Genomic DNA, 13,007 nt, shown 5'->3' on the forward strand with positions numbered 1-13,007 from the left:
AAAAAGCCCGCTCAATAACCTGAGCGGGCTTTTCGTTTTCAATTGACAGGTTATCCACCATCAACAACGCTCAACAGAATTTCTTCGTACTAAAGTTGGGCTAAAAATTATGGTTTCGTCTTCAACTGTTTCGTCACGAGATAGCGCCAAAGCCAAACGCGCGGCTCGTTCTGCCATCATCTCGATTGGGTAGCGAATAGTAGTCAAGCTAGGGTGAACAAAGCGGGCGATCAAGCCATCATCGAACCCGACCATAGAAACCTTACTTGGTACGTCAATGCCATTTTGATCCAACGCTGCCAGTGCGCCAGCGGCCATGTAGTCGTTGTAGGCCACCACTCCAGTAATCTCCAAAGATTTGGTTAACAGGTTGGTCATCGCAACTTCGCCACCATCACTGTTGGGTTCACCGTATTCGATGTAGCTTTTGGAGAGTTCAATACCATGTTCTTTCAATGCTGCTTGGTAACCTTGCAATCGCTCATCGGTATCTTCGATATCGTGGGATGAGGCAATGCAAGCAATTTTGCGATGCCCGTGACGAATCAAATATTCTGTCGCGAGGAATGCCCCCTTGCGGTTATCAAGGGAAATACAGCGTTCAGCCAGCTCTGGGATATGTCGATTGATAAGCACCATACCTTTCACTTCTTGGGCATAGCCAATTAGCTCCTCATCAGATAAGCCTTTCGAGTGGATGACTATTGCATCGCAACGGCTGTTGATCAGCAATTCTAGGGCTTGACGCTCATCTTCTGGATTATGGTAACCGTTGCCAATCAAGATATGTTTGCCATTTTCGCGCGCGACATTATCGACGGATTTGACCAACGTGCCGAAGAAAGGATCGGACACATCACTCACCAACACACCCATGGTATTTGTGCTTTGACTCACCAGTGCGCGAGCTGCGGCATTGGGTCTGTAGCCCAATTTGCTCATTGCTTTGGTGACCGACTCTACCGATGATTGACTGGCTTTTGGGGACTTGTTGATCACGCGAGAAACCGTTGCGACCGAAACACCGGCTTCTTTCGCGACATCCTTGATCGTTGCCATATAGAACCTTTAGTGGCTAAAAATTTTGACTGGAAGTATTAAACACCCATTGTGTAATAAGTGCAATTTGATAGGGGATTTGCTTTCGGAAATGAGATCTTTACCACTTGTATTTATTAAGCTTACTGATAGTGTAAACGTTATCTTTTTAGTAAAAATTTACTAAGGTTTTAATTATGGAAACTATCGCTTACTCAGATTTTGCCAAACTGGAAATTCGTACCGGAAAAATCATTGAAGTGGCTCGTCATCAAAATGCAGACAAGCTGTACATTGTGCAAATTGATATTGGTGAAAAAACACTGCAAACCGTAACCAGCTTAGTACCTTATTACACCGAGGAAGAGTTGATGGGCAAACAAGTGGTCGTGTTGTGTAATCTTGCCAAAGCCAAAATGCGCGGCGAAACCTCAGAATGTATGTTGTTGTGCGCAGAAACGGATGATGAATCCGAAAGTGTGTTGCTAACGCCAGAAAGAGCGATGCCGACTGGGGTGAGAATTGTTTAGAGTTTAATCAAGCAAACGTTTTATTGTTTGTGTTTATGTTTTGTGTCTCATTTTATAAATAAATCAATAGGAATATATTCAACTCTATTTATAATCTCCGCGCTTTTAAAAACTGTTTAACAGTATGAAAAACATAGGAAATTATAATGAAAAAAGTATTGCCATTATTGGCTTTAGGTGCAGTGGTTGCTTCAGCGTCAGTTCAAGCAAAAGGTAACTGGTATGTTGGCGCAGATATTCTTAACTCTGATCTTGAAGTTGAAGGTCACTCTTACAGCTCTTCAGCTACAGGTTTGGGCATTGCGGTAGGTAAAGAGCTGCAATATTCAGAAAACTTCAAATTGGCTTTAGAAGGTGAGTACATTTACTACGGTAGCTTCGAAGAAAAAGCATCGGGCGCGGGTAATTGGTTAGAAGCTACTGTTGAAGGTTATTCATTCAACCTTAATGCTAAACCTAAGTACCAATTCTCTGGCACTGGTTTTTATGTTGGTGCTGTTGTTGGTCTAGGTGTAACTGGGGTTGATTTAGAGGCAAAATCAAACCTTTCTGGTTTCACTGGTAAGACTGATGGTAGCGATGCTGGCTTTAACTATGGTGCTGAAGTGGGTTATGAATTTGCTTCAGGTCTGGTTGTTTCTGGTGGCTACCGTGCTTCTACAGTAACCATCGATGTTGAAGGTGGTGGCGATCTTGAATTTGATTTTGACAGCCTGTACGTTGGCGTTGATTACAAGTTTTAAGCTCGCATAAGCAAAACATAGATACTAAAAAGGAGCCGTTAGGCTCCTTTTTTGATTAGATTATCAATCAACTCGTAATGATGCTCTTGCACGCCTGCAAGGTTGCCGTATTTGGGTTGATGGCGGTCATTTTCTTTTGCGTGTTGCCAGCCAATGGTGTGACGCACAAAATGCTCTGCAAACGCATGAGATACTTCCAAGCAACCTGCTAGCACGGTATCGACATAGCTTTGCATGATTGGGCTTTTTACGCACGGTGGTAATGGCTCGTCTTTTACGTAAACCCAGATGCTATGTTCTTGGTTAAAGTTCGCGTCCGATTCGATTTGATCTGGCTGAATTTGAATACGATGATAACCACGCTCACGGCGATCGAATTCTGCGAGAGCTTCTTCATTCACTTCGAGTAAAACGCCGTTGACCTGCCCATCGCCTTGGTTTACAACCAGAGGAGACAGAGTGTAGCTGTCATCAATCTTTCCCCAGTAGCGCACCAGTCCATGAGCAATGACGGGAATGGCTTCTCCCGTTTGTCCGGTTAACTTACGTGACGCAGAATTAATCAAACTGCCATAGCCAAATATGTACATCTTCGTTGCATCCCTTAACTGATGGTTGTGTCTCTCACCGTTTATACCTAACCCGCCTCTGAAGCACAACTTTACCTCTTAAGTATAATCCTAACTAATAACATGTATTTTCCATGCATGTTTATGGTAGCATCAATATTGTAGCTGAGTTAACCAGCATCGAGAGACGCTTGAGGGCAAGATAATGCTGAATATCACCGATAAAAAAGTGGAAGAAAAAATCCCCGCATGGCTGCGATTAGGCTTTCGGCCGTTTTTTCTGTTTGGGTCGATTTACGCCATTGTTGCGATCGCGTTGTGGGTGTGGATGTTCCAGAGCGGACAGCCAAACGCATTAACTGTACCGGCATTATGGTGGCACGTTCATGAAATGTTGTTCGGCTTTTCGATGGCGATTGTGGTTGGTTTTGTATTGACCGCGGTACAAAACTGGACTGGCATTAATGGCACCAAGCATTACACGCTTTTGGTCTTATTTGGCTTATGGCTCGCGCCCCGAATATTGCTTTGGACGTCAGCGCCGTTATGGTTAACCAGCAGCATTGAAGCGGTATTTTTGTTGTTTGTTGCCTATGAGGTAGGCATTCGTGTTTATCGAGCCAAAGGTTGGCGTAATCTGTTTTTTGTACCGCTGTTTCTTTTGGCCATTTTTGCGAACTTTGCAAGTTACGCGACGATAAAAGGCATGCCGCCGTTTAGCTCTTCTGCTGTATGGCAGGCGATGTTGTGGTGGTTTACGCTGTTATTGTCGGTCATGGGCGGACGTGTGATTCCATTCTTTACTGCGCGTCGATTTAATTTCGAAAAAGCGCAACCACTGGCTTGGTTAGAATGGTTCGCGAACTTGCCGTTGGTAATGCTATTTGTGCTGAGCTTTTTCCCTGTGACGTTTGCAGAATTAGGCAATCCGTTGATGCTGTTTGCAGGAGTTGCTCAGTTGGTGCGTTTTGTTCGCTGGAAACCTTGGTTAACCCTGAGCGAGCCTTTAGTGTGGTCGCTGCATACTGCGTATTTGTGTTTGCCACTAAGCTTAATTTTACGAGGCACTTGGGGAGATGCATTTGCCAGCCATAACCTGATTCACCTGTTTGCGATAGGTGCATTAGGCGGCTTGATTTTGGCGATGATCGCGCGCGTGACGATGGGGCACACTGGTCGCATGATCTACAAAGGTCCGAACATGAGCCTTGCGTTTGCGGCGATTACCGCGGCAGCTTTGGTTCGCAGTTTTGCCGTGATATTTGATCCTGCCAATATGATGCTGTGGATTAATATCAGTGGCGGATTGTGGATTGTCGCATTTGGCCTGTTTGTGTGGCGCTTTGGCGTGATGCTTATTACCCCTCGCGTTGATGGTCATCCCGGATAGGGCTCTAATGTGAGTAGAGAAAAGAGGAGCCACGCGCTCCTCTTTCTCTTTTGATTTTTGTTCTTTATAGGATTAGTGCTTATTCGTCTTCGTCGTCCGCTTTATTCGTGAACCCCAAGCGTTTGAATAGCCACCACTCTAGAGCAAAAATCACAATTAAAGCGATACAGAACCAGGTGAACGCCATGGCAGATTCCACGCCTGGCATACCGCCAATGTTGATGCCAAGCAAACCTGTAAGGAAGCTGGTTGGCAAGAAAATAGTCGCCACTAAGGTAAATAGATAACTGTTTTTATTAGTTTTCTCGTCACGATGATGTTTGATTTCTTCTTGAAAGAGTGCGACTTCTCCAAGATAAAACTCAAGTGTTTCATTTATGCGCGTAATATTATTGTGGGCGAAGCGATATTGATGGGGCCTTAAAGCCACCAACTCGGACTCTGATTCAACGAGATCACGAATAGCATATTGCTGAGGGCGAATAAAACGTTTGATGGAGATAAGCGCTTTTTGAGTCGCCATATGCTTGTACGTCGATTCATCATTCACATCAAACTGGTTTAACGTCTCTTCAATCGTATCGAGGTAAACGTCTATTTTGCTATTTAATCCTTCAATAATCTGATGAAGTAAACCAGCAAGGCTTTTCGGACCTTTATGTTCCGCCAATGCTTGACGAATTTCCATGATGGCACGCGATGGGATCTTACGTGTTGAAATCAGTGCCCCTTGAAAATAGAGAATTCGAATACTGAGCATGTCTTCTGGTGAAGCATCGCCATTCATATTGACGCCTCGTAAAATCAACATGAAGTTCTCGTCATCCAAAGGGTGGAAAGACGGTCGGCTCTCGTCGGCTAACAGGTGATCAACAGTGGCACGTGGTACTTGGTTTTGCTCTAGCCAGCCACGAATATCGGGATGCAGCCGTTCACAATGGTACCAATGTTTGGCTTGAATCTGCTCCGCCGTTGTGGATTGCTGAGTTGCTTCTGGGGTTGAAAAATCCCAATGTTCAATCATAAAACCCATTTTCTTTTCCTTGTCTGAGCCTTTCCCCAAATAACTCGGAAAGAGCCTGTTCTTCCACTGCATTTTTCCGGGAAGTGCATCAGTGATAACGTTCTGAACCCAGCGCCATGAAGTTATTCAGGGATAATTATTTAAATGAGTATGATTGCATTTAACGCTAAATGTCTATGAATAGTTGCTCTTATTTGTAATCAAGTGAAGCAAGCCAAAGTGTGGTGTAAAAACAGCAAAATAAAAAAGCCTGCAGCGAGGCAGGCTTTCTAGTGGGGAGGGGAGGAGCAGCTAGCCAACTTGAGAAAGATTAACCACTTTCTGCTGTAGCTTTTCTTTTAAATAGTCCGATAAAGCCAGCTTTTCTTCGTCGTTCATGTACAGACCAAGCTTGGTACGACGCCACAAAATGTCTTCATCGGTCATTGCCATTTCATGGTTCATTAAGTAGTCGATCTCACGTTGGTAAACACCGCCGGCTTGCGATGAGAACGCGTGTCCAAGGTCAGCTTCGCTTGCTGTGCCTTCCATTAAGTTCCACGTTTGGGTACCAAATTGTGTCACGTAACGAAGAATCAATGCTTCTGGCGCCCAAGCGTATTTAGCATGAATTTGTTTAGCTAATTGTTCACGACTACAGCTGAAGTTACCACCAGGTAGGGTTTGATTTGCCGTCCAGTCGCTTCCCATCTCTGGTAGGAAAGGAGCCAGCTTTTTCATTGCCGCTTCACCCAGCTTACGGTAGGTCGTCAGCTTACCACCAAAGACAGAAAGCAGAGGTGCATGGTCGTATTCCACATCGAGTTCTAGCGTGTAGTCTCGTGTGATCGCTTGCGGAGAGTCAGATTCATCGTCACATAAAGGACGAACACCGCTGTATGTCCAAACCACATCTTCGCGAGTCAGCTGGTGGACAAAGTGTTGGTTTACGATGTCGATGAGGTAATCGACTTCGTCATCTGAGATTGCCACTTCGCGTGGGTCACCTTTGTATTCCACATCTGTTGTACCAATGATTGAGAACTTATCTAAGTAAGGAATCATAAATACGATGCGGTTGTCTTTGTTTTGAAGAATGTAGGCTTGCGGTTCGTTGTGGATACGAGGAGCAACGATGTGCGAGCCTTTGATTAAGCGAATGTTACGAGGAGAGGCTTGCTCTAATCCATCATCAAAGAACTGTTTTACCCAAGGGCCAGCTGCGTTTACTAGTGCTTTTGCTTTGCGTTCGAAACGTTGGTCTGTCATCACGTCATGAATTGTGACATGCCAGATACCACCTTCACGGTGTGCTTTTTCTACGCGGCAGTAGTTACGTACTTCTGCATGGTTTTCACGAGCAGCCAGAACGTTAAGTAATACTAAACGCGCGTCATCAACCCAACAGTCAGAGTATTCGAAACCGGTTTTCATTTCTGGTTTTAGCAAGCCCGATTTCGCTAAGTTGACGGTTTTGCTGCCTGGCAGAGTTGTACGTTTACCCAAGTTATCGTAAAGGAACAGACCACAGCGAATCATCCAAGCTGGGCGTAGGAATGGGCGATGAGGCAAACGGAAACGCATTGGTAGGGCAACGTGAGGCGCTTTGCGAAGAATAACTTCACGTTCTGCGAGCGCTTCCGAAACCAAACGAAACTCGTAGTGTTCAAGGTAGCGTAAACCGCCGTGGATCAGTTTAGAACTTGCCGAAGAAGTAGCGGACGCGAAGTCACTTGCTTCGTATAAGCCAACACTCAAACCGCGGCCAGCTGCGTCTGCCGCAATACCAGCCCCGTTAATGCCGCCACCAATTACGATCAAGTCTAAGGTAGTGGATGAGCTAGTAGTGGAAGCATTTTTTTGTATACTCATAAATTTGACCTCTTGGTGAGCGAACGAGCATTTTGGAACATGATCTAATCCTAGCTTAGGTTTCGTTTGTGATCATCTATTATTTTCGTTTGTGAGCGTTTTGTGTGATTTAGGCACAAAAAAACCTCTGCCTAATTAAGACAGAGGTCATTTGAGAGGCAAATTAATGATTGAAACTACTCGTTTTCGAAGTTTGTCTCGTTCGCTTCAACGACTTCAAGTGGAATTGAAGCTTCTTTTAAAATCGACAAGATTTCTTCTGGTGGCTGCTTGTTGGTAAAGATCATGTTGAGCTGAGCGATATTGCCTAGCTTCACCATGGCATTGCGCCCGAACTTGGTGTGGTCGACGGCAAGAAATACACTGCGGCTGTTGTCGATGATCGCTTGTTTGACTCTTACTTCGTGGTAATCAAAGTCTAATAGCGAGCCATCAAAGTCGATACCACTGATGCCAAGAATGCCAAAGTCGAGACGGAACTGTTTAACGAAGTCGAGAGTGGCTTCTCCAACAATGCCGCCATCGCGACTTCGAACTTCACCGCCAGCTAAGATGACTTTGATCTCTGGGTTGGGGAAGAGAATGGTTGCCACGTTGATATTGTTGGTAACCACGCGTAGCTGTTTATGGTTTTTATTGAGCGCTCGCGCAACCGCTTCTGGTGTGGTGCCGATATCAATAAATAGAGTCGCGCCATCAGGAATGTGCTTGACCACCTCGTCTGCAATGACATCTTTTTCATTGAAGTTGAGCGCTTTACGCGTGTTGTAAGATGTGTTTTCAGAACTGAGAGGGATGGTTGCACCACCGTGATAACGACGAATTTTGTTGTCGTCGGCGAGTTCATTAAGATCGCGTCGGATGGTTTGTGGGCTGACATTGAATCTTTCTACCAACTCATCCGTGCTGACATAGCCTTGTTTTTTCACCAACTCAACAATCTGTTGGTGTCGAGGTATTTGCTTCACTTACCACTCCCTTGTGCATTGGTAACGGCCAATGCTTCAAATTCGAAGCTCTATTGTGCTCGAATTTGCGCGTTGTGAGAAGTAAGCGAGTTCAGGAATCAGGGGCAAAGCGCAAAAAAGAGCGCACCAATGGCGCTCTTTTTTCGTATGGAGGTGAGATTAATCTTCTTCGTCGTGAAGCTCAGACCAGGTTTGCGCACATTTCACTGCGCGTTTCCAACCCTTGTAACGACGATTGCGCTTTTCTTCATCATCGTGCGGCTCAAACGTGCGATCAAGCACCGCTTTATTCTGCAACTCGTCAATGCTGTCCCAGTAACCCACGGCAAGACCTGCAAGGTAGGCTGCACCAAGAGCGGTAACCTCTGTTACTTGAGGGCGGTGTACTTCTGTATTCAATACATCTGATTGGAACTGCATTAGGAAGTTATTCGCTACCGCACCGCCATCGACGCGAAGATTCGCAAGTTTAATACCTGAGTCGGCTTGCATCGCATCCAGTACGTCACGAGTTTGGTAAGCGATGCCTTCCAAAGTCGCACGGATAATGTGGTTTGAGTTCACGCCGCGAGTAAGGCCGACAATCGTGCCACGTGCGTAGGCATCCCAGTATGGTGCGCCTAAACCAGTAAAGGCAGGCACGACATAAACGCCGTTTGAGGTATCCACTTTGGTTGCGAAGTATTCAGAGTCTTCTGCACCGTTTAGGATTTTCAATTCATCACGTAGCCATTGGATAGAAGCACCACCCATGAATACGGCACCTTCAAGTGCATAAGCAGGCTCACCTTTAGGACCACAAGCCAAAGTTGTCAGTAGGCCGTGCGTCGAAGTGACTTTTTCTTGGCCCGTATTCATTAGCAAGAAACAACCCGTGCCGTAAGTGTTTTTCGCCTGACCCGCTTCAACACACATTTGGCCGTAAAGCGCAGCTTGTTGGTCACCAGCAATACCAGAAATAGGAATACGAGTACCGCCTTTACCACCAATGTTGGTCTTACCGTAAACTTCCGATGAGCGTTTCACTTCTGGCATCATAGACGCTGGGATACCAAGCTCATCTAACATTTTCTGATCCCAACATAGATCGTTGATGTTAAATAGCATGGTACGCGATGCGTTAGTGTAGTCGGTCACGTGAACGCGGCCTTGAGTCATCTTCCAAACTAACCAAGTATCGACGGTACCGAACAACAGCTTGCCTGCTTCTGCGTCTTCGCGCGCGCCTTCAACGTTGTCCAGAATCCATTTCACTTTGGTACCTGAGAAGTAAGGGTCAAGCACCAAACCAGTGTTGTCACGTACGTAGTTTTCTAGACCACGCGCTTTTAAATCTTCACAGATGTCAGCAGTACGGCGACATTGCCATACGATCGCATTGTAAACGGGTTTGCCTGTTTCTTTATTCCAGACGATGGTAGTTTCACGCTGGTTAGTAATACCGATAGCCGCCAATTGGTCGCTACGGATGCCAGACTTAGCTAGAGCTTCTACCAACGTAGAGCTTTGTGTTGCCCAGATTTCCATTGGGTCATGTTCTACCCAACCTGCCTCTGGATAAATCTGAGTAAATTCGCGCTGTGCGACGCTTACGATGTTCGCGTCATGATCAAGAATTACTGCGCGAGAGCTTGTCGTACCTTGGTCTAGGGCAACAATGTATTTTTGCTCAGTCATGGTAAGAATCCTTTTGTTTCGTTATTTATATTTTAGTAAATGTTCGAGTTGCGTCAGTTTTAAGCTCTAGCTTCTTCTGTTTCTTCTTCCGTCTCACATTGGTTTGGAATTGTACAGCCGTGGCCTTGTTGTGGAAGGTAAGCCGCAATCGCTTTTGGATACAACCAACCACCAAAACACGCACCTGCAATCGGAGCAAGTAAAGGCACGATAAAGTAAGGAATGTCTTTAGCACCTGTCAGAGCGTAATCCCAGCCTGCGAAGTAAGCGAACAGTTTCGGTCCAAAGTCGCGCGCAGGGTTCATCGCGAAGCCAGTTAGTGGACCAAGAGAACCACCGATCACGGCAATCAAAATACCGATTAACAGCGGGTTCATTGCGCCTCGTGCAGCGCCGTTATTTTCATCGCCCAAAGCCAAAATCGCAAACATCAGCACGGCAGTGATAACGAATTCCACAGCAAAAGCGCCAAAGAAAGAGAGGGAAGCATGTGGATAGGTTGAGAAGATACCAGCGGTTGCTAGTGCATCTTGGCTACTGCGGACGAAGTTATGTGCGATTTCGTAGTCGGTGAAAAGGTTGCTGTATAAGCTGTAAACCAACGCAGCAGAGCAGAATGCGCCAAGCATTTGGGCGATGATGTATGGCACCACTTTCGCCTTATCAAAACCATGGAACATAGCGAGTGCGATGGTTACCGCTGGGTTGATGTGCGCGCCTGAAACGCCGGCAGTACAGTAAATAGCGATGGCGACACCTAGGCCCCATACAATACTGATTTCCCATTGTCCAAATGATGCGCCTGTTAGAACTAAGGCTGCGACACAGCCTACGCCGAAGAAGATAAGTAGTCCTGTACCGATAAACTCGGCCAAACATTCTCCGAGCAGAGAGGGGTGTTTGTTCGTTGTCATGTTAAAAGTCCTTTGATCATTTTTGCCTGTCTAGCACGATACTATTGTGCACATATAAACGTTTGCGAAAACAAACGCGCGTTAAAAATGAGCGTTTGAGCATAAAATTGTTAATCAAAGTCTTCGTTTTTGTTAAATGGCGCATCTTTTAATCGAAAAAGAAAACAACGAAAAGAATTTCTTTACTACGAAGTGTGTTTTGGAAGCGCTCAAATTACCGATGTGAAAAAGAATGCACAACTGGTAAGAGGAGTTTTGTGAAGCTGCTACGTGCTTGGGGATTTATTACTCAGATTTTGCGTAGTAATTAACCCTAAAGAGGTAAGGTGAGGTCAAGTACATCAAGGACTAGCGGTGATATAAGAAAATGCGTTGCTATGTTTATATCTCGAGAGGAACTTGTTATCCAAATTAGTGTTAATTATGAAAATGGAGAGGAAAATAAACGCGGTTTATGTCTTGTGTTCGTGAATCACTGTCTAGGTTTGAGTTCAGATAACATTAGTTTTGTTATTTCGTTTGATACTAAGCGCGAACATTTTTCATTTTTTTAGTTATTTAGTGGTTTCGCGTAACAAGGATGGATGTGAAACACCCTTTTTACGGTTAATTTGTGTTCTTATTCGAGCCTTTGTTTCATTGGTTTCGAATTAGAATGCTCAAATGAGAGGTTGAAACATCAGTTTCATATTAACTAATTATGAGTAAAGTTGAACGATGGTCTAATTAATGCGCTCTAATTTACTGTATTTACTTATATTTAATTCATGTGCAACATTTGTCACAGAAATAAAATCCTAACTCAATACAATTCATGAACTTTCGAACGAAGATTTTTTTGTTTCGTTCGCTCCTTTTGTGTTTTTTACCATCGCATACAAAATAATGAGGTTCCTATGTTTGGAATATTCAAACCTAAGGCGCACATTGATCGTCTGTCCCCAGGCAGTATCGATAGCACCTACTCTCGCCTCCGTTGGCAACTATTTATCGGTATATTTGTTGGTTACGCCGGTTACTATTTGGTTCGTAAAAACTTCAGTTTGGCGATGCCTTATCTTATCGAGCAAGGCTTTAGCCGCGGTGACTTAGGTGTCGCGCTGGCAGCTGTTTCCATTGCATATGGTCTCTCTAAATTTCTAATGGGCAGCGTTTCTGACCGCTCCAACCCTCGCTATTTCCTTAGTGGCGGCCTACTGATGTCTGCATTAGTGATGTTTTGCTTTGGCTTTATGCCATGGGCGACTGGCAGCGTCACTGCGATGTTCATTTTGCTTTTCTTGAACGGTTGGTTCCAAGGCATGGGGTGGCCCGCATGTGGACGAACCATGGTGCACTGGTGGTCACGTAAAGAGCGTGGTGAGATCGTTTCGGTTTGGAACGTGGCACACAACGTGGGTGGCGGTTTGATTGGTCCACTATTTATTCTTGGCCTGTGGGCATTTAACGATGATTGGCGCACTGCATTTTATGTTCCTGCATTTTTCGCCACGTTGGTTGCTGTGTTTGTTTGGATGACGGTTCGCGATACGCCTCAATCTTGTGGTTTGCCACCGATCGAAGAGTATAAAGACGATTATCCTGATGACTATGACAAGTCGCACGAACAAGAAATGACAGCCAAGGAAATCTTCTTTAAGTATGTATTCAACAACAAGCTGCTTTGGTCGATTGCAATTGCAAACGCATTTGTTTACCTAATTCGCTACGGCGTACTGGACTGGGCACCTGTTTACCTAAAAGAAGCGAAGGATTTCTCGGTAGATAAATCGTCATGGGCTTACTTCTTATACGAATGGGCCGGCATTCCAGGCACATTATTGTGTGGTTGGATTTCAGACAAATTGTTCAAAGGTCGTCGTGCACCTGCTGGCATCTTATTTATGGTGTTAGTGACCGTTGCAGTGATGGTTTACTGGTTTAACCCTGCTGGTAACCCAATGGTGGACATGATGGCGCTGATTGCAATTGGCTTCCTAATCTATGGTCCGGTTATGCTGATTGGCTTGTACGCACTTGAACTCGCTCCGAAGAAAGCCGCTGGTACTGCTGCTGGTCTTACTGGTTTATTTGGATACTTAGGTGGGGCAGTTGCCGCAAACGCGATTCTGGGCTACACAGTAGACCACTTTGGCTGGGATGGTGGCTTTATCATCTTAGTGGGTTCTTGTATTACTTCTATTGTGTGTTTGATGTACGCCTTCTTAGGTGAGCGTGCGCACCACGAGCAAAAAGAGCGCGAAAAGGAAGCGCTAGCGTAATATTTATTTAAAGAGGCAGTGGAATACTGCCTCTTCGCTTTA

At 45.2% G+C, this 13,007-nt stretch carries 11 protein-coding genes; 4 read left to right on the plus strand and 7 right to left on the minus strand.

Annotated features, from left to right (window positions below; translation table 11 throughout):
- Nucleotides 1-60: 60 nt before the first annotated feature.
- Nucleotides 61-1,059 (minus strand): substrate-binding domain-containing protein, encoded by a 999-nt coding sequence (locus NL644_RS09530; protein ID WP_253658346.1) that lies wholly within the window; start codon nt 1,057-1,059, stop codon nt 61-63.
- A 176-nt stretch (nt 1,060-1,235) separates the two neighbouring features.
- On the opposite strand from NL644_RS09530, the gene NL644_RS09535 reads away from it, so the two are divergent.
- Both NL644_RS09535 and NL644_RS09540 read left to right on the plus strand, forming a co-directional pair.
- Complete coding sequence (locus NL644_RS09535) at nt 1,236-1,568, plus strand: tRNA-binding protein (protein WP_005494151.1); 333 nt, start codon at nt 1,236-1,238, stop codon at nt 1,566-1,568.
- Between the two features lie 146 nt (nt 1,569-1,714).
- Nucleotides 1,715-2,311, plus strand: a complete 597-nt coding sequence (locus NL644_RS09540) for an outer membrane beta-barrel protein (protein WP_012841470.1) — start codon at nt 1,715-1,717, stop codon at nt 2,309-2,311.
- Nucleotides 2,312-2,349: 38 nt separating this feature from the next.
- Here NL644_RS09540 and NL644_RS09545 read toward each other — a convergent pair whose 3' ends face one another.
- A complete protein-coding gene (locus NL644_RS09545) occupies nt 2,350-2,901 on the minus strand; it encodes a gamma-glutamylcyclotransferase family protein (RefSeq protein ID WP_114323574.1) in 552 nt (183 codons plus the stop codon).
- A 184-nt stretch (nt 2,902-3,085) separates the two neighbouring features.
- Here NL644_RS09545 and NL644_RS09550 point away from each other — a divergent pair, with 184 nt between their 5' ends.
- Entirely contained in the window at nt 3,086-4,270 is a 1,185-nt protein-coding gene (locus NL644_RS09550; RefSeq protein ID WP_253658347.1) for an NnrS family protein, read from the plus strand.
- A 79-nt stretch (nt 4,271-4,349) separates the two neighbouring features.
- Here the strand turns inward: NL644_RS09550 and NL644_RS09555 are convergent, their stop codons facing one another.
- The 5 genes from NL644_RS09555 to NL644_RS09575 form a co-directional block, all read right to left on the minus strand.
- A complete protein-coding gene (locus NL644_RS09555; RefSeq protein ID WP_104969730.1) occupies nt 4,350-5,303 on the minus strand; it encodes a CorA family divalent cation transporter in 954 nt (317 codons plus the stop codon).
- A 282-nt stretch (nt 5,304-5,585) separates the two neighbouring features.
- Entirely contained in the window at nt 5,586-7,145 is a 1,560-nt protein-coding gene (gene glpD, locus NL644_RS09560; RefSeq protein WP_253658348.1) for a glycerol-3-phosphate dehydrogenase, read from the minus strand.
- A 176-nt stretch (nt 7,146-7,321) separates the two neighbouring features.
- Nucleotides 7,322-8,113, minus strand: a complete 792-nt coding sequence (locus NL644_RS09565) for a DeoR/GlpR family transcriptional regulator (protein WP_006742414.1) — start codon at nt 8,111-8,113, stop codon at nt 7,322-7,324.
- Nucleotides 8,114-8,272: 159 nt separating this feature from the next.
- A complete protein-coding gene (gene glpK, locus NL644_RS09570; RefSeq protein ID WP_006742415.1) occupies nt 8,273-9,790 on the minus strand; it encodes a glycerol kinase GlpK in 1,518 nt (505 codons plus the stop codon).
- Between the two features lie 59 nt (nt 9,791-9,849).
- Entirely contained in the window at nt 9,850-10,704 is an 855-nt protein-coding gene (locus NL644_RS09575; protein WP_046875005.1) for an MIP/aquaporin family protein, read from the minus strand.
- A gap of 896 nt (nt 10,705-11,600) precedes the next feature.
- On the opposite strand from NL644_RS09575, the gene glpT reads away from it, so the two are divergent.
- Nucleotides 11,601-12,965, plus strand: coding sequence for a glycerol-3-phosphate transporter (gene glpT / locus NL644_RS09580; protein ID WP_006742417.1), 1,365 nt, complete (start codon nt 11,601-11,603; stop codon nt 12,963-12,965).
- The last annotated feature ends 42 nt before the right edge of the window (nt 12,966-13,007 follow it).

It is taken from the genome of Vibrio sp. Y10_XG_PY6 (genome assembly GCF_024181795.1).
In the GTDB taxonomy this organism is placed as follows: domain Bacteria; phylum Pseudomonadota; class Gammaproteobacteria; order Enterobacterales; family Vibrionaceae; genus Vibrio; species Vibrio diabolicus.

Bases quoted from the DNA above. Each gene is read 5' to 3' on its own strand.
- NL644_RS09540 (WP_012841470.1), top strand. From the start codon at position 1,715: ATGAAAAAAGTATTGCCATTATTGGCTTTAGGTGCAGTGGTTGCTTCA.
- NL644_RS09550 (WP_253658347.1), top strand. From the start codon at position 3,086: ATGCTGAATATCACCGATAAAAAAGTGGAAGAAAAAATCCCCGCATGG.
- NL644_RS09555 (WP_104969730.1), bottom strand. From the start codon at position 5,303: ATGGGTTTTATGATTGAACATTGGGATTTTTCAACCCCAGAAGCAACT.
- glpD (WP_253658348.1), bottom strand. From the start codon at position 7,145: ATGAGTATACAAAAAAATGCTTCCACTACTAGCTCATCCACTACCTTA.
- NL644_RS09530 (WP_253658346.1), bottom strand. From the start codon at position 1,059: ATGGCAACGATCAAGGATGTCGCGAAAGAAGCCGGTGTTTCGGTCGCA.
- glpT (WP_006742417.1), top strand. From the start codon at position 11,601: ATGTTTGGAATATTCAAACCTAAGGCGCACATTGATCGTCTGTCCCCA.
- NL644_RS09535 (WP_005494151.1), top strand. From the start codon at position 1,236: ATGGAAACTATCGCTTACTCAGATTTTGCCAAACTGGAAATTCGTACC.
- NL644_RS09545 (WP_114323574.1), bottom strand. From the start codon at position 2,901: ATGTACATATTTGGCTATGGCAGTTTGATTAATTCTGCGTCACGTAAG.
- glpK (WP_006742415.1), bottom strand. From the start codon at position 9,790: ATGACTGAGCAAAAATACATTGTTGCCCTAGACCAAGGTACGACAAGC.
- NL644_RS09575 (WP_046875005.1), bottom strand. From the start codon at position 10,704: ATGACAACGAACAAACACCCCTCTCTGCTCGGAGAATGTTTGGCCGAG.